25 protein-coding genes are annotated in these 24,682 nt (G+C 39.0%); 11 read left to right on the plus strand and 14 right to left on the minus strand.

Annotated elements, in window-relative coordinates:
• Nucleotides 1–47: 47 nt before the first annotated feature.
• Entirely contained in the window at nucleotides 48–1,877 is a 1,830-nt protein-coding gene (locus tag FBQ94_RS06685) for a tetratricopeptide repeat protein (protein ID WP_007220611.1), read from the plus strand.
• A 60-nt stretch (nucleotides 1,878–1,937) separates the two neighbouring features.
• Here FBQ94_RS06685 and tilS read toward each other — a convergent pair whose 3' ends face one another.
• Nucleotides 1,938–3,404 (minus strand): tRNA lysidine(34) synthetase TilS, encoded by a 1,467-nt coding sequence (gene tilS, locus FBQ94_RS06690; RefSeq protein ID WP_007220612.1) that lies wholly within the window; start codon nucleotides 3,402–3,404, stop codon nucleotides 1,938–1,940.
• 124 nt (nucleotides 3,405–3,528) lie between these two features.
• Between tilS and FBQ94_RS06695 the strand changes: the two genes are divergently transcribed.
• Complete coding sequence (locus FBQ94_RS06695; protein ID WP_007220613.1) at nucleotides 3,529–4,038, plus strand: DUF192 domain-containing protein; 510 nt, start codon at nucleotides 3,529–3,531, stop codon at nucleotides 4,036–4,038.
• A gap of 64 nt (nucleotides 4,039–4,102) precedes the next feature.
• Nucleotides 4,103–4,723, plus strand: a complete 621-nt coding sequence (locus FBQ94_RS06700; protein WP_285442060.1) for a formylglycine-generating enzyme family protein — start codon at nucleotides 4,103–4,105, stop codon at nucleotides 4,721–4,723.
• Here the strand turns inward: FBQ94_RS06700 and FBQ94_RS06705 are convergent, their stop codons facing one another.
• From FBQ94_RS06705 to FBQ94_RS06715, 3 genes are read right to left on the minus strand one after another with little or no spacing between them, the layout of a single operon-like run.
• Nucleotides 4,724–5,161: a Minf_1886 family protein gene (locus FBQ94_RS06705; protein ID WP_007220615.1), complete on the minus strand. Its 438-nt coding sequence runs from the start codon at nucleotides 5,159–5,161 to the stop codon at nucleotides 4,724–4,726. It lies immediately after the preceding gene.
• Nucleotides 5,162–5,208: 47 nt separating this feature from the next.
• Nucleotides 5,209–6,756 (minus strand): methionine--tRNA ligase, encoded by a 1,548-nt coding sequence (gene metG, locus FBQ94_RS06710; RefSeq protein ID WP_007220616.1) that lies wholly within the window; start codon nucleotides 6,754–6,756, stop codon nucleotides 5,209–5,211.
• Nucleotides 6,743–7,615 carry a PSP1 domain-containing protein gene (locus FBQ94_RS06715; RefSeq protein WP_007220617.1) on the minus strand — a complete coding sequence of 291 codons (873 nt, stop codon included), beginning with the start codon at nucleotides 7,613–7,615 and terminating at the stop codon, nucleotides 6,743–6,745. The genes metG and FBQ94_RS06715 overlap by 14 nt, the downstream gene beginning before the upstream one ends.
• Before the next feature lie 205 nt (nucleotides 7,616–7,820).
• Here FBQ94_RS06715 and FBQ94_RS06720 point away from each other — a divergent pair, with 205 nt between their 5' ends.
• Entirely contained in the window at nucleotides 7,821–8,345 is a 525-nt protein-coding gene (locus FBQ94_RS06720; RefSeq protein ID WP_007220618.1) for a hypothetical protein, read from the plus strand.
• A 100-nt stretch (nucleotides 8,346–8,445) separates the two neighbouring features.
• On the opposite strand, the gene FBQ94_RS06725 is transcribed toward FBQ94_RS06720, so the two are convergent.
• Entirely contained in the window at nucleotides 8,446–8,868 is a 423-nt protein-coding gene (locus FBQ94_RS06725) for a hypothetical protein (protein WP_285442061.1), read from the minus strand.
• On the opposite strand from FBQ94_RS06725, the gene FBQ94_RS06730 reads away from it, so the two are divergent.
• Entirely contained in the window at nucleotides 8,855–9,181 is a 327-nt protein-coding gene (locus tag FBQ94_RS06730; RefSeq protein ID WP_285442062.1) for a hypothetical protein, read from the plus strand. The genes FBQ94_RS06725 and FBQ94_RS06730 overlap by 14 nt on opposite strands.
• A 109-nt stretch (nucleotides 9,182–9,290) precedes the next feature.
• Here FBQ94_RS06730 and FBQ94_RS06735 read toward each other — a convergent pair whose 3' ends face one another.
• Nucleotides 9,291–10,763, minus strand: coding sequence for a DHH family phosphoesterase (locus FBQ94_RS06735; protein ID WP_007220620.1), 1,473 nt, complete (start codon nucleotides 10,761–10,763; stop codon nucleotides 9,291–9,293).
• A 391-nt stretch (nucleotides 10,764–11,154) separates the two neighbouring features.
• Between FBQ94_RS06735 and FBQ94_RS06740 the strand changes: the two genes are divergently transcribed.
• Complete coding sequence (locus FBQ94_RS06740; protein ID WP_285442063.1) at nucleotides 11,155–12,279, plus strand: RNA ligase; 1,125 nt, start codon at nucleotides 11,155–11,157, stop codon at nucleotides 12,277–12,279.
• 62 nt (nucleotides 12,280–12,341) lie between these two features.
• On the opposite strand, the gene FBQ94_RS06745 is transcribed toward FBQ94_RS06740, so the two are convergent.
• Both FBQ94_RS06745 and FBQ94_RS06750 read right to left on the minus strand, forming a co-directional pair.
• Nucleotides 12,342–12,944, minus strand: coding sequence for an RNA ligase partner protein (locus FBQ94_RS06745; RefSeq protein WP_007220622.1), 603 nt, complete (start codon nucleotides 12,942–12,944; stop codon nucleotides 12,342–12,344).
• A 10-nt stretch (nucleotides 12,945–12,954) separates the two neighbouring features.
• A complete protein-coding gene (locus FBQ94_RS06750; RefSeq protein ID WP_007220623.1) occupies nucleotides 12,955–14,190 on the minus strand; it encodes a putative sugar nucleotidyl transferase in 1,236 nt (411 codons plus the stop codon).
• Between the two features lie 317 nt (nucleotides 14,191–14,507).
• On the opposite strand from FBQ94_RS06750, the gene FBQ94_RS06755 reads away from it, so the two are divergent.
• Nucleotides 14,508–15,491, plus strand: coding sequence for a hypothetical protein (locus FBQ94_RS06755; protein ID WP_007220624.1), 984 nt, complete (start codon nucleotides 14,508–14,510; stop codon nucleotides 15,489–15,491).
• A 24-nt stretch (nucleotides 15,492–15,515) separates the two neighbouring features.
• Here FBQ94_RS06755 and FBQ94_RS06760 read toward each other — a convergent pair whose 3' ends face one another.
• The 4 genes from FBQ94_RS06760 to FBQ94_RS06775 all read right to left on the minus strand — a co-directional run bounded on the left by FBQ94_RS06760 (nucleotide 15,516) and on the right by FBQ94_RS06775 (nucleotide 19,042).
• Entirely contained in the window at nucleotides 15,516–16,265 is a 750-nt protein-coding gene (locus tag FBQ94_RS06760; RefSeq protein ID WP_007220625.1) for a hypothetical protein, read from the minus strand.
• Nucleotides 16,258–17,073, minus strand: a complete 816-nt coding sequence (locus tag FBQ94_RS06765) for a hypothetical protein (RefSeq protein WP_007220626.1) — start codon at nucleotides 17,071–17,073, stop codon at nucleotides 16,258–16,260. Before FBQ94_RS06765 ends, FBQ94_RS06760 begins: the two co-directional genes overlap by 8 nt.
• Entirely contained in the window at nucleotides 17,073–17,726 is a 654-nt protein-coding gene (locus FBQ94_RS06770; RefSeq protein ID WP_007220627.1) for a hypothetical protein, read from the minus strand. Before FBQ94_RS06770 ends, FBQ94_RS06765 begins: the two co-directional genes overlap by 1 nt.
• A 77-nt stretch (nucleotides 17,727–17,803) precedes the next feature.
• Nucleotides 17,804–19,042, minus strand: a complete 1,239-nt coding sequence (locus tag FBQ94_RS06775) for a DUF6754 domain-containing protein (RefSeq protein WP_007220628.1) — start codon at nucleotides 19,040–19,042, stop codon at nucleotides 17,804–17,806.
• A gap of 457 nt (nucleotides 19,043–19,499) precedes the next feature.
• Here FBQ94_RS06775 and FBQ94_RS06780 point away from each other — a divergent pair, with 457 nt between their 5' ends.
• The 4 genes from FBQ94_RS06780 (at nucleotide 19,500) to FBQ94_RS06795 (ending at nucleotide 21,214) form a co-directional block, all read left to right on the plus strand.
• The gene (locus FBQ94_RS06780) at nucleotides 19,500–19,799 is read left to right on the plus strand and encodes a hypothetical protein (protein ID WP_007220629.1); all 300 of its coding nucleotides are present in this window, start codon (nucleotides 19,500–19,502) and stop codon (nucleotides 19,797–19,799) included.
• Between the two features lie 140 nt (nucleotides 19,800–19,939).
• Entirely contained in the window at nucleotides 19,940–20,497 is a 558-nt protein-coding gene (locus FBQ94_RS06785; RefSeq protein ID WP_285442064.1) for a hypothetical protein, read from the plus strand.
• A 1-nt stretch (nucleotide 20,498) separates the two neighbouring features.
• Nucleotides 20,499–20,777 (plus strand): hypothetical protein, encoded by a 279-nt coding sequence (locus tag FBQ94_RS06790; RefSeq protein ID WP_007220631.1) that lies wholly within the window; start codon nucleotides 20,499–20,501, stop codon nucleotides 20,775–20,777.
• Nucleotides 20,778–20,791: 14 nt separating this feature from the next.
• Entirely contained in the window at nucleotides 20,792–21,214 is a 423-nt protein-coding gene (locus FBQ94_RS06795; RefSeq protein WP_007220632.1) for a hypothetical protein, read from the plus strand.
• Between the two features lie 86 nt (nucleotides 21,215–21,300).
• Here FBQ94_RS06795 and FBQ94_RS06800 read toward each other — a convergent pair whose 3' ends face one another.
• Nucleotides 21,301–23,073, minus strand: coding sequence for a tetratricopeptide repeat protein (locus FBQ94_RS06800; RefSeq protein WP_007220633.1), 1,773 nt, complete (start codon nucleotides 23,071–23,073; stop codon nucleotides 21,301–21,303).
• A gap of 420 nt (nucleotides 23,074–23,493) precedes the next feature.
• Nucleotides 23,494–24,624, minus strand: a complete 1,131-nt coding sequence (locus FBQ94_RS06805) for a hypothetical protein (protein WP_007220634.1) — start codon at nucleotides 24,622–24,624, stop codon at nucleotides 23,494–23,496.
• Nucleotides 24,625–24,682: the final 58 nt, after the last annotated feature.

Here is a 24,682-nt window from a genome sequence, read left to right on the forward strand (position 1 = left end):
CATGTGTGGGTTAATGCCATTTTCACTTAAAGGCGAGGGAGGTCATCATGGCAAGAAGAATGATAGGTATACAGGTTTTTATTATTATACTCTTCTGGTCAGAGGGTATATTGCTTGCTGCGGAAAATTACGAGGCATTTATTCATAAAGGGAATGATTTCGTTCGTAATCAGATGTATCAAGAAGCATTTGATGCTTATGAAAATGCCCTTCAGATAAAACCTGACGCCTTTGAGGCCTGGTACAATAAAGCAATTATCCTTGATTACTTTGGTAAGTATGCAGATGCCATAGAATCATTTGAGAAGGCAATTCAATATAAGCCGGACTACTATGAGGCCTGGTATATGAAGGGGAGAGTCCTGGATCATGCCGGGAGATATGACGAGGCTGTTAAGGCATTTGATAAGGCTTTGGAGATCAAACCTGACTATGTTACCGCATTATACAATAAAGGGAATGTCCTTGATCATATTGGAAGTATTGATATGGCAATTGATACCTACGATCGTATTATAAAGATAAAATCTGATGCATATGAGGCGTGGAATAATAAGGGCTTGGCTTTGGCAAAAATTCCTGAGAGAAGAAATGAAGCGTTAGATGCATACGATAAGGCTATTGCAATTAACCCAAAATATTATGAAGCATGGATTAATAAGGGTAATTGTTTTGTAAGATTACGCAAATACCAAGAAGCTGTCCATGCTTATGATCAGGCTATTGAAATAAAGCCTTCTGAACATGCAGCATGGGCTGATAAGGGATTTACCCTTGCAGATCTTGGGAAATATGAGGATGCCGTTTATGCCTTTAATAAGGCCATTGAGTTGAAGCCTGATTCTTATGGAGCCTGGAATGGGAAAGGGCTTGCCTTGGATGCCTTAGGACGATATGAGGAAGCGCTTGCTGCATACGAAAAAACCATAGAGATTCAGCCGAATTCTTACGGTGCATGGACGAATAAGGGCCTGGCATTATCTCGCACCGGAAAACATGAGGATGCTATCTTAGCATATGAAAAAGCATTGCAGATTCAGCCTGATTCTTACGAGACTATGACAAATAAGGGCGGTGAACTATTCCACATGGGGCGCTATGAAGCTGCGATAAAAGTACTTGATAATGCGATAAAACTAAGGCCGGATTATCCGCAAGTATGGAATAGCAAAGGATGGGCTCTCTTACGATTAGGAAGGTTTATGGAGGCCATGAAATCTTTTGATAAAGTAGCGCAGATAATTACAGATGAAGAAGCTATGAATATACCGCGCCTGGCAAAGATTAAATACGAGGCCCTTAGTAATAAAGGTCTTGCTCTTATACAACTCCAAAACTATGAAGAGGCCGTTAAGGTATTTGAAAAGGCGCTTAGCTTAAAGCCAGATGTCTTTAGTTTATGGATAAATAAAGGGTTGTGTCTTGTACAGTTAAAAAAATATGAAGAGGCATTGAATGCCTTTGATAAAGCAGCAACGCTGAGTGGAAATGTACATGAGGCATGGAATTATAAAGGTTATGTATTTGAGGAAATAGGAAAACAGCTAGAGGCGCTTGATGCTTATGATAAAGCAATCAAGACAAAACCAGATTTTTTTGGAGCCTTAAATAATAAAGGCCTCCTGTTAGATGTTGTGGGAAACCATAAGGAAGCTATAGAGGCTTATAATCAGGCTTTAAGGATAAAGCCAGACTTTGATGCAGCATGGTTCAACAAGGCCTGTGCACAAGCTTTGCTTTTATATAAAGAAGACGCCTTGAATTCGCTGAAGAAGGCGATTGAGTTAAATCCGGGATATAAGAATATAGCAAAAAGCAATCCGGATCTTTTAAGGCTTAAAGGGGACGCTGGTTTTGAAAAGATTATTGGTGAATAGGAATTAACACTTTGAATATAGGGTGAGTAACCGGTGAAAAGTTTGGCAGGGGAGTATTTCTTACTTGTTATCTTGCTCGTTATTTGACCTGTTAAAGGTTAATTTTAAAATTTTTTTCGTGGTAGACGTAACCTTTACGGTATTATCGATACATATACCAATAGCCCAAATAGGTTGATCGTTCATTACAACTATGGGAATGGCATCACGTTCTTTTACCGGAATTTTTTTATCAATGAACAGATCTTTAAGCTTTTTGTATCCATGTGTGCCTAAGGGAGAAATCGTATCGCCTTTTTTCCGCAATCTTACCATGAGTGGCATCGTAAGATTTTGTAAGTCAAAAACTTCTTCGTCTTTTGTTTTCGTTTTTTTGTATACTTCTAACGATATATCTTGAATATCTAATATCTCAGATACCAAATATCCTAAAGGATGAATCGACGTCATTCCGGGTACTTGTATAGCAGTTTTTGATATTTGCGGTATGCATGATTTGTGTAAGAATTCTTTTTTAACAGAGAGTATACCATGTTCATGCCATAAATAGAGTTTGCCAGGTAACTGGAAATACCGTCTTTTTCCGGTTTTGATTATTTCATCAAGTATCTTTATATAATGCTTATATTTAATTTCTTTTAGTGACGCCCTCATGATAATGAATATTTCTTGAAGCATCAAATACTGTAATATTTGAGGTTGTTTTGTTAAAAAATGGGTATCAATGCTGTATGAATCATGAGTTCTTTCTCTGGTAGAGTCTTTTAATATTTTTTTTGCTTCTAATTCTAAGTATTCGTTATTAGCAGCGAGGATTTGGCATAATTGTATGAGAGAATTTTTGATATTTTTATTATATTGATTTTCTAGTAATGGAATTAAGCCGAGTCTTATCTTGTTCCGGGAGTATATCGTCTCATAGTTGGACATATCTATTCTGTAATTTTGCCGTTCTTTTTTAAGATATTCAATAATTTCACTTCTCCAGGTGAAGAGAAGCGGACGAACGAGTTGTATTGTGGAATCTCTGGTAAGTGGGCGTTTTATAGGAATTCCCCCAAGTCCAGGAAGGCCGGTTCCCCTGATTATACGATGAAGGAGCGTTTCTGCATTGTCATCTGCTGTATGCCCGGTTGATACGGTAAGGGCATTATATTCTTGTGCTAATTCCATAAAAAATGCATATCTTTCTTTGCGGGCTGTTTCTTCAATTGAACTTTTTGTTTGGTTTGAGATTTCTTGAATATTAATGCTTTTTACAATGAAAGGCAGAGAAAGGTCTCTGGATAAGTTTTGGACAAATTGCGCATCTTTTTCTGAAGATTCTCCACGGAGCTGATGATTAAGATGAGCAACGAAAATACGTAAATTGAGATTCTTAACGGTATTAATGGAATGGAGAATTTTTAGGAGGGCAACAGAATCGGGTCCACCTGATACCCCTATAATAATAGTAGTATGTGATTGAATAAGCTGATATTTATTTATCGTGTTGAAGATTTCAAAAGATAGTTTGTGTAAGCGCATCGTTGCACTATATCTCTTTGGTTTAAGCAAGTCAAGTTTAGAAATAATTTGACTTTAGTTTTTGTGCTCGTAAAATATTCCGTGTGGTAAACGACTAGAGTTCTGAATTTTGGATAAAACATCCATGAATAAACATAGTTTTCTATGGGTAAAAGAATGGAATCATCTTTTTATTATTATGCTCTGTATTTCTGGAGGTATAGTATATAGCGGTTCTTGCGCAATTTGTTATAGTGAGGTGAAAAGAAACAGGGTAGCACCGATAAATGTAGGCGGAATGGAATTAGAAGTAGAACTGGCAATTACACCTGAAGAGCGAATTGTAGGTTTAATGTACCGAAATAAACTGGAGGATAACGAGGGTATGTTATTTGTTTTTCCAAAAGAGGAGATTCTCTCGTTTTGGATGAAAGATACCCGCATACCTATTTCGATAGCCTTTATTAAGGCCGACGGAAGGATTATACAAATAGACACTATGAGTCCGCATAGTCTAGATACTCATGTCTCAAGGGAAAAAGTTCAGTATGCATTAGAAATGAAGGAGGGGTGGTTTCGGCTGCATAATATAAAAGAGGGAGATATAGTAAGGATACCGTTAGCTGTAGGACGAAAGGCAGAAATTGGAAAATAGACAAGCCTTATCTTTGATAATTTGATAATATGGATGGATAGTTATGTCGCTGTTGGGTAACATTATGAATGAGAAAGATAGCTCTCAGATGGTTCTTGTTCCGGAAGGTAATTTTATTATGGGTGAAGAACGAAAGACGGTATATGTCGATGCCTTTTATATCGATAAATTTCCAATAACTAATTCTCAATATAAGAAGTTTGTCGATGCTACAGGGGCCAGAGAACCTTTCTTTTGGAATAACAAAAGATTCAATAATCCGTTACAACCTGTTGTTGGTGTTAGCTGGAATGATGCTGTTGCTTATGCAAAATGGGCCTGTAAACGGCTTCCGAGAGAAATAGAATGGGAAAAAGCAGCACGCGGTGTTGACGGCAGAGAATATCCATGGGGAAATGTACAACCCGATAGCACGAAAGCTGTGTATAACTTAGACCCAAATACAGGCGCTCCGGCTCCTATTGAGAATCGAAAGGGAGGCGCAAGCCCTTATGATTGTTTTGATATGGCGGGAAATGTGTGGGAGTGGTGCGAAGATTGGTATGAGGAAGGGAAATTCCGCGTAGTTAGAGGAGGATCATGGGTAAATCATCACTATATCCTAAGAAGCGCCTATAGAAGTTGTAGTTATCCTGAGGGAAGAGATAACAATGTTGGATTCCGGTGTGTTAAAGATGCGAAATAGTTATCTTTTCTTGATTCCCAAGGCATTTAATGATAGCCGAATATCATATTTTCCATCTAACTTGAATTCTTCATCAAAGACTTTCTTGAGATCATAAGTATTTTTAAAATCATCTTTAGAATCTGTTTCTGTCTTTCCCATAAGACCGCTTTCTACTAAATTAAAAACGACGTTTCCAAAGTCTGTATCTTGTTTTATACCCCATTGTCCAAATACGGTTAATGCCATAAAACCGAATTGCTTTAATGCATATTGTCTAATGCCCTCCATAAGTTGTTTTCCCGTTACATGGCGATCCTTATCAGATGTCTTATGCTGGTCTTTACCTAACATATTTGTAGTATAGTCAAGCGCCTCAAATACAAACTGGTAGGCAGTAGGGGAATAGCGGGGATCTTTTTTAATAATTTCCTTTATCTTATTCCATGCTTTTGTCATATACATTCTCCAACCATTAAGAAAAATTTTTGTAATGAATTTACAAATTATAATGAAGCAATTTTTAGTTCCGTAAGTTCTATCTTCGGAAATAAGGGCTTACCCTTTCGTACTATGGTACCTTTTTTGAATTTCTGTTGAAATTCCAAGCTAGGGTAACAAGTATCGTGCAGGATACCAAGTTGCCGTTGAATTTCGACAGTAGTTGTCGGCATAAATGGATAAATAAATACAGAAATATTTCTGATAGCCATAGCTAATGAACTAATAACCAAAGCGAGTTGAGGTCCTGTAATGTCTGTCTTAGCTAATGACCAGGGTTTTTTATCTTCGATAAATTTATTGCTACGTCGTATAAACTCCCAAATAACCTCAAGGGCCCTGCTAAATTGGAGTTGATTTATCTCCTGATCTATTTTATCGCAGGTGATTTGCGACTCCCTTTTTAATTCATCATTTTCATCTATAACTTCGGGAATTACTCCATGAAAATACTTTTCAATCATGGTTAATGTGCGTTGTAATAAATTGCCCAAGTCATTGCCCAAATCAGAATTTATTCGGTGAATAAGTGCATGGTAAGAAAAGTTTCCATCCAAACCAAAAGGAACTTCTCTCAGTAAAAAATATCTATAGGCATCTGTGCCATAAGATTGGATAATATGAATTGGATTTATTGCGTTCCCTAAGGATTTTGAGATCTTCTGGCCTTCAACGGTCCACCAGCCATGCGCAAAAATCTTATGTGGCAAGTCTATTTTTAAGGACATAAGTATGGCAGGCCAAATAACACCATGGAACCATAAGATTTCTTTTCCTATAATATGAACACTTGCCGGCCAGTATTTCTGGAATTTTTGCATATCATCATCATACCCTAAAGCTGTAATATAGTTGAGAAGTGCATCGATCCAAACATAAATAGTATGAGTTGGATCCATGGGAACTTGAATACCCCACTCTACTGCCGAACGGCTTACGCTGATATCTTCGACTTGGGATTTAATTCTCTGTAATAATTCGTTTCTTCTTGATTCAGGTTGTATAAAATCAGGGTGTTTATCATAATATTCCAGCAGATGATTTTTGTATTTTGAGAGCCTGAAAAAATAGTTCTTCTCCTTTACTTTCTCTACAACTCGTTTACATTCCGGGCATTTATTCTCTTCAAGCTGTGATTCAATCCAGAAGCTTTCACAGGGAACACAATACCATCCCTCATATTCTCCCAGGTAGATATCTCCATTCTCGAAGATTTGCTGAAAAATTCTCTTTACTCGCCGGCAATGCCGTTCATCCGTTGTTCGTATGAAATCATCATTGGAAATACAAAGATCATTCCACAGAGCTTTAAATTTATCGACCACTGTGTTCACAAATTCTATAGGCGTTTTATTACAGATTTGAGCCGCTTTTTGTATTTTTTGTCCGTGTTCGTCTGTTCCGGTCAAGAAAAAGACCTCTAGCCCCTTTGCTTTTTTATACCGGGCTAATACATCAGCGGCAATAGTTGTATAAGAATGTCCAATGTGTGGTATATCATTGACATAATAAATAGGTGTGGTAACATAAAATGTATGCTTATTCAAGGCCATAATCTTTCCCGCACATTTGATCGCAGGGTGTTGTTTCCTGTTGTCTCAAAGAATCTCTTACTTTATCTATAATATCACGAGTTGACACGCAAATTTTGTTTCCGTTATTCAGTTCAATAGTAACTTGCTGTTGTAACACATCGCAATTAACAACTTCTCCGATTCCTTCTGTCGTCTTGACAATGGAACCCTTTCTTGGCAAGCCGTGTTTTAAATCCTCATATACTTTATCCTCGTAACGCAGGCAACACATAAGACGGCCGCATCTTCCTGATATTTTAGAGGGATCGAGCGTTGCCTTTTGATTTTTTGCCATTTTCATAGTAACGGGTTCAAGGTTTTTGAGGAACAATCTACAACATAATTCCCTCCCACAATGCTCATAATCAGCTAAAAGCCTGGCTTCGTCCCGAACACCGATTTGCTTCATTTCTATACGCGCCTGATATTCTTTTGCCAGGTCTTTTACCAGTTCTCTGAAATCAACGCGCCCATTAGCAAGATAATAAAAGATAATTTTTTTAGTGCCATATAAATGTTCGACACTGGCAAGTTTCATGAGGAGATTATGCTCTTTTATCTTTTTTTGACAAAACTTAAACTCAACGGGTATCATTTCATTGTTTATCTTTCTTTGTTTTTCTTTATCATCAGCCGTAGCTTTACGTAAAATTTCTCCAAGATTTTCAATGGGAGTATCATCCGCTATCTCGCTAACCTTGGTAATAACTTCGCCAAATTCTATACCACGATTAGAACGAATTATAACTTGATCACCTTTTTTTAATGAAGTAATATTGGTAAAAAAATCAGATGTATTCTTTAAGACACCGTATCGAATAGTTAGAATGTGCCGCATGAAGGTGTTTGAGGAGATGATATAATTATTTATATAAAAAAATATTTATTTAAGATAACAATTAGATTATATTTTGTCAAGATATTACATTTTTTAGTTGTATATAATAGCTTCGAAGATTTATATTTGTATTAGTAATTTAACGTATGATTTTTAAACATATCTCTTGTGGTATATCTTTTAGATATTAAATGTGAGGATAGGAATGAAAAAGTCTTTTATTTCTATAGTAATAATTTTTACAATATTTGGCCATACCGTATTATTTGCGCAAGACACATCAAATAAGGTAAATATGTTAGAGATTGTTATTTCAAATCTTGTTTCAAGAGTTGAAGCCTTAGAAAAACGGGTAAACGCACTAGAAAAAAATCTTACACCGGGTGTTTCAAAAACACCAAAGAGTGCTCCTGCGAATAAAGAGCTTTTAAAACCTCCTTTAAAGGATGGATTCGAAGATATTGGTAGTGGATTTTTTGTAAGAAATGTGCGTTTTGATCAATTTGGTTCAAATGTTCTTTTTACGGGTGAGATAGCTAACAGATCTGAAAAGAATTATCGCTTTGCAAAATTTACATTAGAGATATATGACGAACGTGACTTACTGGTTAAAAAAGAAGAGTTTACTATACCTGATATCCCTAAAGATAGTACAAAACCCTTTGAGGCTATGCTTATAGGTATAGAAACAGGTCTTATTAATAAGTATGTAATCAAGACAACTGAGTAGAAAAATTGATTAAAAAGATTCTTAAAATAAGCTAAAAATGAAAAAGGCATGTTTACCGGTAAACATGCCTTTTTCTATTTAATGTAATTTCTTTACAAGATTACTTTGCTAAGCTTTCGTGTTGATGTTCGGCGGGGACCTCTTTTTCACAATTAAAGCAGAAATAAGTCTTGCCACATTCATGTCTTTCTCCGGCTTCTTTACTGCACGTAGCACAAAAATGGGTAACACCACAGATATGTTCATCTCCCACTTCTTTCTCACAATCATAACAAAAGTATGTTATATCGCAGATGTGGCCAGATCCAACTTCCTCTTCACATTTTGTGCAGAATGTCGTTACATTACAAATATGTCCGTCTCCAACTTCTTTTTTACAATCAGAGCAAAAGAAGGTTAAGTCGCAGATGTGGCGAGGTCCAACTTCTTCTGAGCATTGTTGACAATATGTAGTAAGGCCGCAGACATGCCCTTCTCCAGCTTCTTTATTACAGGTGGCACACTGATTTATGGACTTTCCCATAGATTCCGTTTGTTCTGAAGAAGTGGCAGTCTCAGGCGCAGGTTCAACGGGGGTAACTGCTTCCGGCTGTGCAGGCTCTGTTGCTGGTGCCTCTTCAAGGTCTTCCTCTTCGGCAGGTGTTTCCTCCTCAGCTTCTTCAGGCAGTGAAGGAATAACAGTCTCTGGCGCAGGTTCAACGGGGGCAACTCAGCCTCTGGCGCAGGTTCAACGGGGGCAACTGCTTCTGGCTGTGCAGGTACAGGTTCTACAGGTGCAGATGTCTCTTTCTGCCTTAACTCGTGCTCTTCTGCCTCCTTTACTTGCCTTTGGGTAGTAACACAAGAGTTCAAAAAGATTGCAAGACTTACTAATACTACACCTAAAAATCCTTTTCCCATAATATTTCTCCTATTTTCCATCACCTATAAAAATAGCCAATACAATTAATTCCTAACACCGTTGTTAATCATTAATTCTAATTCATCGGGTATTTCTTTTTTTTCTGTATCTATTCCTGCTGCAGAAAAAAACTTTTTTCGTACAGCATCAAAAGTAATCCTTGATAGCGATTTTTTATCATTCACATCTCCAAAAATACCTAGATCGATAGTACCGGCTGCCATTGTTGCATGTCCGCCCGCATTCATAAACCCAAATGCTTTTTGCAATAGTGATGCCAGATTGATTCTTGAATCCATACTTCGAGCTGACAATTGCACCTTATCTTTATCAATTCCGAATACAAGTACCGTAGATACTCCTTCCATCTGTAACATTAATTCTGCCGCCTGTGGTAATGCATCACGGTCAGTTATAAACTCTACAAAAGATATAAGGTACGATCCCCTTACCTCTCGGTTTCTTATAGCTCTTCCAATAATATCGAGCGTTTCTGCGCTCATAGGAGGGTTCTCTATTTGATTCAACAATCCTACATCAACTAGCGATGAGAGGTAGGCTGCCGCATCAAGGTCTTCTGTAGTAGTATTCCTGGTAAACCCGCTTGTATCAACCCTGATTCCATAACGAAGAGCTGTGGCAAGTGGAGGGTCCGGCACAATATCTAATTGCCGTAAGTACCTTGTCATAATAGTAGAAGCAGCGCCAATCTTCGGCAATATTTCAACAAACTCACCTTTTACAAGGCTAAAATCTGTTTGATGATGATCAATAATAATATTAGGAACTACATTTGCTGGTAATACATTATTTTTTGAAGCAATGGAAGCCTCTATTAATGCGACTTTATCGACGTTATGAATTATCTCTAACGATTCATCTGTCGTTCTTAATCGGATAAGATCAGTTTCTAACAAATTGACCAAGGTCTTATTTTGTTGATGACCAATATTTCCACCATAATAAATCTTGGATTTGATATCGAATTTCTCAGCAATGCATTTAAGTGCAAGCCCACAAGCAATAGCATCTGGATCGGGATTGTCTTGCAAAAAAATGGCTAATCCTTTATTAGATGCTGCTTTAATAACGCTTGTTAAATGAAAAACAGATCTTTTTAATTTCGCCATTTCCAATTCATTCAGAATTGCATTCGTTATAATTTTAACTGTTTGAATGGTACTATCAACACCATTCTCTAATAGCTCAAAAGTCTCTTTTTCATCGACTGCTCTTGAGAACACAAATTTATCGGGAAATATCTTTTTTATATAATTTGCTAAAGTCAGATTATCTTTAAGATTTTTTTGTAAGAGGACAAAAGCAATGATATCTTTCGCCGGTAATGAATTAAAGTCTAATGTATTAATATCTGATGTAATCGTTTGAATATTACATTCCTTTAATCCTGTTAAGGCTTTTTCATTACTATCAATTACGAGTACTTCCTCGCCGGATCTCATTAAGTTTAAAGCTAAGGCAGATCCAATATCATCGCAACCTAGGATTATATACATTAATTATATCCTTATGAGAGGAATCTCATTTTCAATTAAAAAATAGAATAGAAATTTCATTATACGATTGCATGTTTTTGAAGTCAATATTAAAAACGAAATGCATCTTAAATTTAACCTTATGTAAATACAAGAGTTATATAAATAATTGTGCCAAAGCAACAACGGATATACTCGTTGGTTCTTCAATTTTTCTATTGAAATCAAGAGATTGCTTTAGGTAACATCAGTTTAAAAATTGCATTCATTCTGACATCTAAGTAAACAGACTATGAGAGAAGAGTGTCATTACGAAGAACAAAAATTTTATAGTTTTAGCATTTTTCTGGTAAAAAGACTGTTTTATGAGTTATGGTAAATTCCGAAATATATATTGAGAGAGTCGATGGATATGCAAATGTATGAAGTGGTTAAGCAGGTTGGTATCTCAGAACCGATGTGGAAGGAATCTATTGAAAAACATGATGTCATCCATGAAGAATTCGGCAACATTTGCGTCTATAGGGTTGCAAAAAAGGTTGGTCTTTTGGAAAAAGGATCTATCGTTACCCAAGATGGGATTATTTTTGATTTTCCCCGGATTGCCCGGATAATGCATTTAGAAAATGGTATTTATCATGCCTATACTCAACCAGTTTACGTTGAAGAAAAGGTTGATGGTTACAATGTGAGAATTGCACGTATCCAGGGGCAAATAGTAGCTTTTTCACGTGGCGCCTATATTTGCCCGTTTTCAACAGACCGGATTGTGGATTTTCTGGATGTAAAAAGGATATTTGATGAAAATCCTGGTTTGATTGTTTGTGGTGAATTTGCAGGTCCGGACAATCCTTACAATATCGAGCATCCTCCCTATGTAAAAGAAGATATTCGTTTTTTTGCATTTGATTTAATGGTAATGAATAAACCTCATAATCTTCCCATAGAAGAGCGATATAAACTTTTTGATATTTATGATATGCCAACGGTAAGGAGATTTGGATGTTTTTCTCCCTCCGATATTTCAGGTCTGAAAGAGGTTGTTAAGGAGCTAGAGGAAAAAGGGTGCGAGGGGATGCTAATAAAACCGATCAACCCCCTTGAGAAGACCTTGAAATACGTGACATTAGGCTCTTGTTTCCGTGATATTCGGGTTACTGCTCCCTTAATGGCGGAAATGATGTCTGAGTTTTTCACTCATCGGATCATTCGTGCAGCGCTTTCTATCCATGAACACACTCATTCATTAAAACCAGAAGTTTTTGCCCAGCTTGGCGAGTCGCTTTTAAAGCCTATCTATGAGAGCATTACCAAGGTGGCAAGAGAAGAGGTAATTGAAGAGCGGTTTCTCCTGCGTTTCCGGGAGGAAAAAAATATACAACGGATGATAGATCATCTGTATAAATGCAAAGTAAAGTTTGAGGTATTATCTAAAAGCAGGGAGGGTGATTATTGGCATGTCAGATTTGCAAAAAAGTGCTATGCATCATATGAAATTCTCCAAAAACACCTGGGAGGCTCATTTCATGTAGATTGAGCTTTTACGTAACCTGAGCAAACGATCTCTATGCGATAAGGAATGGAGAGAAAAACGACGTATTACTCGACATCCTTTGACATCGCTAATTTATCCAGAATGCCTCGTAGCATACGAGGGTCGATGTATCTGATACCAAGCTTATCAGCCCATTTGACAATGCCTGAATCGGCTGTCATTACAATACCATCCAGCTCTTTAGCCAAAAGGATCAAATCAACATCCTCCTTGCTGTCAATAATACCCTCACGGAGTGCCGCGCGATATTTTTTCCGCAAGTTAGCAATAGCCTCTGGCTCAGTTTCGGGTGATGTTCCACGCACGGCTTCTTCTGCCACCCGCAGGCCCTTATCGATCCTAAGGCGTACATCCTCTATAAGCTCATACAACAAAAAGGCCGGAACCGATAACTCATACCGCTTTGGGGGTTTCTGGAATATACGGATTTGCAAATCAAGAGGAATATCTTCAATTACAACAAAATTAAGCAGTTCCTGATAGATTGTTGGAGGCATGTAAAAAGTCGGTCCATCTAATTTGCTGATAATTTCTAAGAACGTGCGCAGCGCTTCTGTGGGAGAAACGCCAAATGACTGATAAACATCAGGGTTGGTAAAAATACTGGTGTCAATAATAATTCGCTCGTGTTTGATTTTTTTTTCCATAAAATTCCTTTCACTGGGAATTTCTTTCTTTTTCAGTAAGCTGAAATACCATCGTAAAAAGCTGTTCTTCCGTTGGAGTCATTTCTTTGTTACGTCTTTTCATCGCAATCTTTGCCACGTGCAAGGCTTTTTCCAGGGTATAGACTTTTATACCATGATGTGAATACCAGGCAAAAGAAGGAAGATATTTTGGAGGATATGCTGGAGTGACGATATTGCAGGCAAAGCCAAAAACACTGCCAGTCATGATTGTGGTATTAATTGCTGTTTTCGTGTTATCACCCATTGCCATTCCAAGGAACATATGCCCAGTACTCAGGATATCATTTCCCAATTTTACTTTTATATCTCCATACGTATTAAGTAAGTTGCTGTTTACCGTACTTGCTCCAATATTGACCCATGAGCCAATATACGAATCACCAAAGAATCCATCATGCTGTTTATTGCTTTGGCCATGAAAGATAGTATTTACAATTTCTCCTCCTATTTTGCACAACTCTCCTATGTTCGTTCCTTCACGCAACTTTGCGTTTGGCTGAATAACTGAATGGTTACCAATATAAGCAGGCCCCTTGACAGTTGTGTTAGGGGAGATGGTAACGTAATCACCAACATAAATTGGTCCGCTTTCGGCATCTAATACGCAGCAAGGTTTAATCTGAGTATTTTTACCAATAAAAATTTGGTCCTTATTCATAAAGTAAACGCCATCACACAATCTTTCAGAAATAGCTCCCTTTTGGGCAAACAACGTGAAATCCTTTCCCAATTGGGATTTATTGAGGTTAATAATATCCCAAAAATAGTTAATCATGGGTATTTGAATGTTAACTATTGGAACTCCCTTTAGTAATTCAATAGGGTTCTGTGTAAGAAATGCCTCAGGGGATATTTTTTTAATATTTTCTCCTTTAAGTCTCATATAAACAATAGTATTGTCTTTGATTCCAATCTCCTCATTACCTTCTATAGGGATACGGGTTGAAAAGATTGCACGCCCATTTAAAAAGAGGCAGATATCATCGGTTGTAAGGAGATTACTAACACAATAGGGATAACGCTCTTGCATTACATGAGATAAATAATTTCTACAAAAAAGTGTAACAGGGATATGAGAGTAATGTCTTATAATCCTTTCTAAGGTGGTAAAGAGACCACACCTGAGTTCAAAAGTCGCTCTCGTATATACGAGTGGAGTTAATTGTGAATGCTGGTAATCCTCAAATACACATACACGTTGCATTTCAATATCTCCTTTATTAAAATAAATTCCATATTTATCAGTTATTTACTGTATATAAAAATATCTGCTAATTATTATATAAATGTCGGTAGCATACTGAGACTTGCAATCTTTGTCAAGTATGCAATCTTTGTCAAGTATGCAATCTTTGTCAAGTATGCAATCTTTGTCAAGTATGCAATCTACGGTCGTATGTTTCGTAGAAATAAGATTTGTTTTATAAAAATGAAAAATTTTTAAAATCCTTGACATAAGTTAGTTTGCATAATAAAATCAAAAAAATTAAAAGAAATAAATTTTTTATCGGTAGTATCATAATGAATCGATCGAAAACCCCTATATTTTTGCTCCCATTAAGACGGGTAGATGGTTTTTTAACCGATAAAATCTGCTTTCGGGACGCAAAGGCACAAACACCGCATCCAGGTTTAGTATTAGAGCACGATAGTAACAATGAACGTCGGTTGTTAGTATGGGATAAATTTTTGATCAAACATGAATACAGAATCTCTAAACAACACGGTGAACGTTTTGTTGATGTAACAAATGATAATAATCTTATTCATCGCAAAGGGAATATAGTTCCTGGCGCTATGACCGTTTCTAAAATCATCCTTCCCCTTGAAATTCTGTTTCCAGAATTAGAAATATCTTCATTAAATATAAAATTTACTGGTTCGGCTTTTTATACCGAAAGAACATGCAATTTATTCTTATGGCAGTTTGTGAGTAATGATTATATTCAAATTGAGGTAAAAACGTATCAGCAAGACAGAGTAATTGCTACTACCATTATTCTGGGGAGATTGAAAGCAGATAGCAAACAGATCAAAGAAATAGACGAATCTATAGTAAATAAAGAATGTTTTGCAAAAGTGCAAGCGTACTTTGATACTCTGGAGATTCGAAGTGATTTTTATGTGCATAAAGACAACTATAAAGATTATACATATCCTTTAGCTTATATTGCCTCGTTACCTTCGGCAGAAATTGTGAACCAATTATCCGGACAAGGCGGCATGATTAACATATTAAGGATGGATTTCGGAAGTTATGAAAGGATTCCAATTACCGGTGATAAAGGTCCTGAAGTAAAACTTGCAAGAGCAAAAAAGCGAAATACTTTCAACAAGATTATGACAGAGATTGCAGAAGGACTTGTTACCTATTACCGTGGCCTTGCAATCGTGAATCCTATAGCTAAATTTCAGAACTCCACAGAGCCTGTTCTGGAAGCAATTAATAAGCTGATAAACACAGAAGAAAATACCCTACCACTTCATGGTATCAATGAAGTATGAAATAGCTACAAAAAGTTCTTAGCATCATTGCAAAATACCCAACCAATCCTTTAGTAAAAACTGGACCCTGCCTATGAGTAATGATACCCTTGCCATAACCGTATAACCAAAAGAAGCTCCGAAGGATATCATAAGAAACCATATCCCAATCTTTGATATCTTTCCAATTGCGCCCTTATGTTCAACAGAAAAGATAAAATAGATAAGCACCGATATTACTCCTAATAATATAAGCAAGGTATCTATACTGGAGAAAATAGTTTCACTACCGGAAAAGACAGGCTGTAATGAAGGTTTTATTTGTTGCAAGATGAATGCCGAGATCACTCTTGGAATACTAATTCCTGCCCCTAATCCTACCACAAATGCAAACGTCCAGCGACTTAGCCATGATAAACTTTTTGAAAATCTCAACAGCATAAAAATGCCTAATAAGGAAGGTATTAGTAATGTATACTGCGGCTCTTTTGTTGCAGCCTTTGAAAAAACAGGCACAATAAGCGGATCATACAAGTCTGGCTTAAGGAAATTAAACCAGGTAATAATGATGGTATATCCTAAGGAAACACCTACATAAAGATTTTCGGCAATCTTAAAGGCTGGATTATCCTGATAAAGAAAGCTGTAAATAGACAGGGTAAGTCCCGCGCCGAGAATAATTCCAAAACTGTGAGAGGTAAAAGGCAACTTTCCTGATACCATTAAAAAGATATTAATACAAACGAATAAACTAATCGAGCCAATGAGGATAAAAAAATTAGAATCCTTACGCATGCCGTGTCCTTCTGGATGCAAAATAAACAACATTGCCAAATATAACAAAAAGAATGATAAGCATATGTACCACACTTTGGGGGCGCATTCCACTTACCGCAAAGGACTTTTTGTTGATCAACGTCTCATATTCTGCCGCTCCTTTGAGGCCTCCGAGTAAGCCATTAAGCTGTTTTGATTGAAGAAAGGGGTACATATCAGGCCCCATTACTGCAGTACATCCTGCGCCAAGTTCGAATTTATATTTCTCTTTTCCATACACAAGCCAGGTTTCTATCGTTGTTCCTGATGCGATATCGAGTAAATAGTCAATATTTCTTAACGAATCGATACCCTGTAGGGCTGGCAAGGTCATGGTATCATTTCCGTAAAAATCTTTCGGAAAGGCAGAATAAAGATTCTCTCCCATATTAATAATGAGAGAAGCGCCGCCAGGTTTGTAACCTAAAAAGACATAGTCTTCACCATACTTTTTTTGGTACTCTTTGGCCACAAGATTCATTGCCTGTTCTGCAAGGCCTGATGCCCCTGTGTAATGTGTCATACCGATTACTTTTAAATCTCTGCTAAAGCAATGATGGAGGAAGGCAATAGCCATCGGTTGCAACTCCTCTTTAGAGGATGGATCATAGTCAAAGGCAATCATGATGTGGGAACCTTTAGGCAATGACTCTACTTTCTCATAAATTCTCCGAACAGGTTCTGATTCAGGCACAGGCAGCTCAAATTGCAGGATGAGGGAGATAATAACAGCTACCGTAATGATTGCAAAGATAAAGCGCCGGTCTATCCGTAAAAACCTTTCCACTAATCACCCCCGCCAAGATAAGATCGCTCGATGCCAAATATAATCTTTAATGAGGTTGCAATTGCTCCTAAGCTCACGCCTAAAAGAATACCTCGTTTGGCAGCAAGGTTAGGAACCGCCATAATCCAGTCAGCAACGGCCGGAATGTACTGAGAAATATAATTTCCAATAGGAACCCTCCCAAGCATAACAAGAATAGCAGCAATTAACAATACCGTCGATTCCCTTGTACGCGCACGAAAGGTCCGGTAAGCTGCAGAAGCGATAAAGAAAGCTAAAATAGAAAAGATGGTAGCCCCTGCCGGCACTTGTATGTAATAATAAAACCAATCAAACATTGTCCCATCCTGCTTATCATTCCAGAAGAATTTCCCTCCGTTTATAAGGCCAAAAATTAAGGTAATGATAGCTCCGAAATAAACAAAAATACTGTATCCCCATCCTTCCACCCTTCTTTTGATTCTTGTCCAGTGAAGATGGAATAAACTATATGCTCCAATAAATACAGCAAAACCCGCTATAATCCTATCCCATCGGGTTACTATCTCTAATAAATCCTGTGATAGTTTATGAGGAACGTAGTACTGCATAGCCATGAGTACGCCCATGACAAAAGCAATAAGTAATGGAATAGTTCGTTTGAGAAAGTTCATATAATTATTTATTAAAAATTATGTAAAATACTGTTATTTTTGTTATGTATATTGTGCCAATTTGTAGCTAAACGATATTAAAAGGCATCAAATAAATGCGTAATATATTCAAATCCAAAACTAGCCAGTATCGTGCCCAATAGTAATACAATAATAAGTAAACCCTTTCCTACATCTTGTGCCCTGAGTGTGCCCATAAGCATAGGCTCTCTTGACAAATAAGCGCTGGCTGCATAAAGTTCTTCTCCAATTAAGGTATAATCGCACGTGGTAATGAAGAAGGGCAATTGAGTATAAGCATCCGTTCCGGCAATCTGAATTGCCCCTGTTGTTGCGCCTGTTTCAGCCAAAATCAAGGCTTCTGCATAGAAATATCCTACAAAAAAGTTGGCAGCCGGTTTTTCACGGGTCATAATACCGCTTACTGCTGCTACATAAGGAAACTGTTCTGAGGCTACAAGGAATACGTTGTCTGGATTATAAGCATCAGGGCGTCCTGCCTCCAGATAAGATTCCTTTACTACTTCCTGGCTTACAGACATAACAATCGGGTCATTGTTAACGACCTTCAGATTTGCATCATAATCAGCAATCTTCCGTGCAATTCTGCCCAGAATACTCGTTGCTGCAATTGTTGAAATATTTCCCATACCGGTCAATCCATGAACGAAAAGTACCGGTTTACCCATTTCCGTGGCCCGGCCCAAGGCTTCATCCACGGCATCCAATCCGCCTATCTTTCTCAGAAACATATCAGGATTTCTTCGTGCATGCACAATAAAATAAAGAATAATGGCCGAGAGTATGATCATAATCACAAAATTATTTATCTTTTTTGTGTGCAGCCAATTGGCGCGGGGCGATGCTGAGGCTATAGTATCCAGGATAATTTTATTATCCCCGGCCGCCATTGCCAGTTTGAAATAATAGACTAATCTTTTATCGGATACCTCTCCGTTGAAAATCTTTCTGAGATTAATCTGAACATAGTGGTAATCGCCATTTCCTTTCTTATACCCATAAATTTCAGGAACACTTGTCCGATAACTGGTATTTGATTTTATACGAATAACCTCTTTCTCAAAGGTACCGTTTTTGTCCTTATCGATATAAATTATATAAAAGACATCGGATGCATCACTAGGAGACGTTGGCCAGGTCAGCGATACTGTTTCCCCGGCGTCATTAGGGGTATCAAAGGCTTTAAATTCTGTGGGAGGGATAAGAAACGCAGGTAATTGTTGAGCGAAACTTATAAAACAGGGGAAAAAAAGTAAAAGCAAAATAATAGTAATAAAAAATAGTTTTTTAAGCAATGTATTAATATCACTCTAAGGTAAATGAAAAGTCTTATGTATAAACTTTTGTAATTATAATTTATTGCACCTAAATTACAATAAGAAAAGTAACCGCTACAAGAACTTATGCTTGAGAACGGGTTATAGAAATACCTATAAGAACCTTAGATAAGAATTTATTTGATATCTTTCCCAGGTTTTGATAAAGAAGCTATCACAAAAATGACTACTCTGAAAGAAGTCGCGCAGAAAGGCCTTCTATCCCTAAAGGTCCTTCTTCCTATCCTTTACCTAAAATTTATATTTTAAATATAGCAATACTATTAACATTTCACAATAGTAACATCATTATCAAAAATTAAAAAACTTGACATTTTTTTTAAATGTGCTATAATAAACAGTGTTTTTCTTTAACAGAAAGAATGATAGCAATCTTACTTTATCTCTTTCACTAACTTTGTAAGGAGTGTATTTTATGTTAAAAAAGATTTTAGTACCAATGGTAGCAATAGTAGTGATTTTTGCTTTCGCAGTGCCTTCTTTTGCTGGTATATCTTTTAATGGCCTGTCAATAAATGGCATGTCATGGAATGGCCTTACAGTAAATGGCCGGTCGCTAAATGGCCTTACAATAAATGGCCTGTCGATAAATGGCATTAAATTAGACAATGGCAAAATCTTGTATGGGTTGCGTGCTGGTGGCAGCGGCTACATGGTAAAGAATGACGCAACATTAAACGATTTAAGCAAGAGCGGTTTGGCAAAAAAAAATTAGAGATTGTAAATGTCGCGGACTTAGTCCGTGCTGATAGTAAATTAACAACAAAAAACCCTGTTCGGCGAGAGCTTCGTCAAACAGGGTTTTTGTTTTCAGAAGAAGGGCGGGAATTGCTTAAATACCTGGTCGAATGCGCCTTGCCTGGTGGCATTGAACTTTACGGAAAGACAGACGGCGTGGAATATACATTTGAAGGCGTAATGGGCTTGGCGCCTGATTGGGAAGACGAGGGGTTGACTCCTGAACAAGAGCGTTGGGTCTCAGCGTGCATGCTGGCAAGAACCAATTATTTTGGCAAGCACGTGGAAATTTCGATGCGGAGCCCGCTTAAAGATGCGCCTGTCAGTCTAAGAACAACCCCGGAGCAGGAGGAAGAGCGAGTTTTCTCTTTGTATGAGGGCGATTTTTTTGGAAATATTTTTTTAGAGCCACCAGTGGCCGGGGTTTGTAAAGGGGAACGCACACCAGAGCAAGAATTGGACTCCATTTTAGACGATCGTGTTTGCACGGAATTGGATACTGGCACTACCTTTGAAGACCCGCCACGCACGTTTTGTGGCTTTATTCTAACGGGTGATTGTAATGGGAAAAATGCGCATGTTATTAATGGGCAGGTTTATCGGGAAGTGATTTCGGTTTATTTAAAACCGATTGGTAAAAAAGGGCAATCAGACAAACCTCTGAAGACCCGATAGGGTGATACAAAAGGAGTATCAGGCGGTACGTATAAGGAAACAAAAACGCATTGGGCTTTATGGGGAAAATGAAGATTATCAGCTTTATTACCGACTTGTTGTCTGCATTTTAATTGTATTGGCATCCAATCGTTCAAATCGTTCCAATCATGAGGTCGAAGAATCCAAGGATAAAGCCGGGAACGCCATCGGCCGTGTTGTTGACGACGGCGGTGCAGATGCCTTGCGCGGTGTATTGCCCAAAGAATTAATAATGCCATTTACAGATAATATTGTCTAGAGCAAAGGAGAAACATGACTACCTTAAACAAAATAGCAAAAATCTTTATCGTTGCCTTGTTAGGCTTTCAAGTTATTTCCTGCGGCACGATCCTATACCCGGAACGAAGAAATCAAGAGGCCGGACGCATCGATGTGGGAGTAGCGTTAATGGATGGAGCTTGGCTTTTGGTCGGTTTGGTTCCGGGTATTATCGCCTTTGCCGTGGATTTTACGACCGGCGCCATTTATCTTCCTGATTCAAAATCGGGTCAGCTTGATTACGATCACATCCGCGCGATACGATTTGATCCTGAAACAACAACATGTACACAGATCGAAGGGATCATCTGTAAAGAAACCAGCCACGATATTAAATTTTCGGATGAGCATATCAGGTATTCCCGCGTTAAGACTCGTGAAGAGCTTCCTGCAATCTTCTCGTCAGTCAGACAATAATATCTCTTCGTGCAAAGCGTTTGGATCATAGGGTCATTAACCTTCTTCAATGGAAAAGCGAAAGTTGTAAAGCCAGGAAGATAGGCCTACTTCCCTAGCCGTGTCAAAGCGTCTTTGGCTTGCGCAATGCCCTGGCGGGATGCTGCCTTATACCAACGGACCGACTCGGTTACATTTGCTGCAATGCCCATGCCGTGTTCGTAAATGATGCCGAGATTATACTGGGCAGGGGCATAACCCTGTTCTGCCGCAGTACGAACTAACTGTGCAGCCCTCTGAAAATACCCATGGTTAGTCCCGGCGATATAAATCTTTCGCTTCTGAATGCCCGCTAGCCCCTGATAATACAAATAACCAAGCCAATCCTGAGCCTGAGCATTGCCCTGTTTCGCAAGGATGGTTAACTGTTGAAATACCCCCTCTTTATCACCCTGATTACACGCAGTATAGACTGTGGTAAATTTCGCAACTCCGGCAACCGTAGCACATTGTGGTTCAATAAGCAGAGTGACGCCTTCTGTATTCTTATGGGCAATTTGATACCATCGGTTCGCTTCCTCCCTGTCTTTAGCCACACCCTGCCCTTCACGATAGTACCCGCCCATATCCATCTGTGCATCAGGATGTCCCTGTTCTGCCGCGGCACGGCACCATCGGACAGCTTCAGCATAGTTTGTCCATTTACGGCGGCCTTCACGGTCCACATAATTGGAACTATATATTCGCGAAAGCCGATACTGCCCTTCAGCATCACCCTGTTCGGCCGCTGTGCGGTACCATTGGGCAGATTCATCGATACTTCTTTCCCGATCATACAATTCACCAAGATACAACTGCGCATCGGCATTACCTGCTTGTGCCAACGGCAGAAATTGTTCGATGGCCCAGTCGTATTTCATACTATCATAAGCAGCAACCGCTGTATCAAACCCCGACAATTGTCCGGCAGCACCGCCAGGATGTTGAATCCGGTGTTGAAGGCGTTCTACAGCAGCAGCGGCATTCGGATTGCCACGAGCCTTAGCGGCAGCATATTGATCGAACGCCTGTTTAAAATCCGTTGCAACACCGCGACCGTGTTCATACAATGCCCCAAGATTGAACGCAGCATCAGCATTGCCTGATTTCGATGCGGCACGGTACCATTTGGCTGCCTGTTTATAGTCCTGCTCCACTCCCTGACCCTTCTCATAGAGAAGACCAAGCCAATATTGGGCCTTTGCCAATTGCTGATAATAAGCCGCATCACGGCGCCCTGGTTTGCTACCCCGTTCATTCACTAGTTCGTTAAACTGAGCAAAGGCTGTCGCATAATCAGCACGCTCATAGGCAGCAATCGCCGCATCTAAAGATTGTGCGGCATCCACACGCTGCAACCCATCCTGTGCCCGCTTAGTATTTGAAGCAGCGGTGGCGCCTGACTGACCTTTTGCCATTTGATACCAGCGAGCTGCCTCGCGGAGATCCCGCGGCACACCGCGGCCATTTGCATACAGATCGCCAAGTCGCATTTGTGCCTCGGCATGGCCCTGCTCCGCTGCTGCGCGGTACCACTGCAACGCAACAGTATAATCCTGCATCATTCCCAAATGGAACTTATCATGCAAGTAGCCGACGTAATACTGGGCCTCGGCATTCCCTTGATTTGCCAACGGATAAAACTGCTGATAAGCATCCGAGTATTCACCCCGGTCGTAGGCAGCAACAGCAGTCTTGAGTTCTGGCGGTCCGGTAACGTCCGGTCCCCGACTATAGCGACGCCCATACCCGGTATCAACATTACCGGGACTGCTTAAGGCATAGCGGGATGCAAGAAAGAAGACTAGTATTGTTGTTATGCGCAATGCTATTAGCCACATATCGTTCTCCTCCTTTAAAATCCAAACTGTTGTTTTTGTTTAGTTTGAAGGTATCTTAATAGTAATATAAAAGAGAATATAAGATAATTTCCTGAAAGAATTTTAATTCGGACACGTAGCATACATGGTTTAAAATTATCTCACCGAAGTACCTCTTACACGCTTCCAGATCCACGCCTTTACAATACTCACTTTTATTGCCAAATGGAATAATACGCAGATAAGACCTGTTGCCGGAGAGGAATATCATTTTAAAGCAAGCGGCCAATGGAAAGACTGGAACATTGTCTGCGATGCTGATGGCTATACAAGCTCTAATTTACTGCTGCGGCAACTGAGTGGCTGCGACGTGTTCCAAAGGAGCGCTGGTTTGCTCTGATCGGCTCAGTTGATCAGAATAAACATACTTGCTTTCATAAGTTATCTCTCGATCATTTCTACATTTGTCCGTGGGACGATGGCTGTAGTACCGTCGGGGAATTCTACTTCGAGGATGCGTACGGTGGCTTCGGTTTCTATCTTTTGCGGAGAAAAGGGAAGAGCCTTGATCTTGCCGATTTTTCCAAAATAGGGTACACGGATGATCCTTACCGGATCTCCGATTTCCATGCCTCTGTCGATGGGTTTGTCCGTTCCTTCACTCACGGCCTTGTCCCTTTTTTCATAAGGTACAATAACCTCAGGTCTTACCACGCCTGCCCGAATCTGAGTAGCACCATTCACAGAGGTTTTTGCACCTGAGCGTGATTTTAAAAGTTCGAAAGTTCTTTGAGCCATTTGTATTTTACCAAAACCTTCAGTGATAATGAGTGTGATACCAATATCTTCTGAACCGGTAATGGCTACGCCAAGATCGTATCCAAGGAGCTTCCTGAGATCTTCGTCGTTAAATCCGCCGACAATGATGCCCTTAACACCAGCCTTTTTTGCTTTATCAATAGTGTCATGCTGAATAAAGGAACCGCCAACTATGATCTTATCCTTATGTCCGGATTGGATATGTTCTGGTGTAAGTATATCGCCAGGCCCATCTACAGCAATAGCCAGTTCACCTACCGTTTCGCCTCCTACGCCAAAGATACCCTGAATAAAGGTGGCTATCGTTTCCATAACTACACCCTCTTTTTCGATAACCTCTATCACCATGCCATCTATATGCGCATATACCTGGATTGGTTTTGGCGGTTCTCGCAGGAGTATTTGCCCTGTTACCGTGGATATTGTTTCAATGGTGCCTGCAATGGGAGAGTGTAAGACCGATTTTAACATCTTGATCCAGGGTTTAGTTTCAGCTATGGGTTCGTCTTTTTGGACAGAGTCATCCTCCTTCTTTAGCATGTATTCCCTGAGATCTTTAGGCTGGATACCTAAGCGGTTTACGGCATTGATAGCATGTACTCTGCCAGGCAAATAGGTTTTAGCCACAATGTCTTCCGTTTTTAGGAGATCGCCTTTTTTAACTACAACGTCACCCAATAAAGGTAAGGCACGATGACTTGTGACCTTTATTTTTTCTGCTATGCGTAAACCGGGCGTATAAGCGTGAGTCATATTGAACCTTTATAGGTATTTATTTATATTGCATCTGAATGAAATACAGGAATAACTA

This window comes from Candidatus Jettenia sp. AMX1 (assembly GCF_030263775.1).
GTDB lineage: Bacteria > Planctomycetota > Brocadiia > Brocadiales > Brocadiaceae > Jettenia > Jettenia caeni.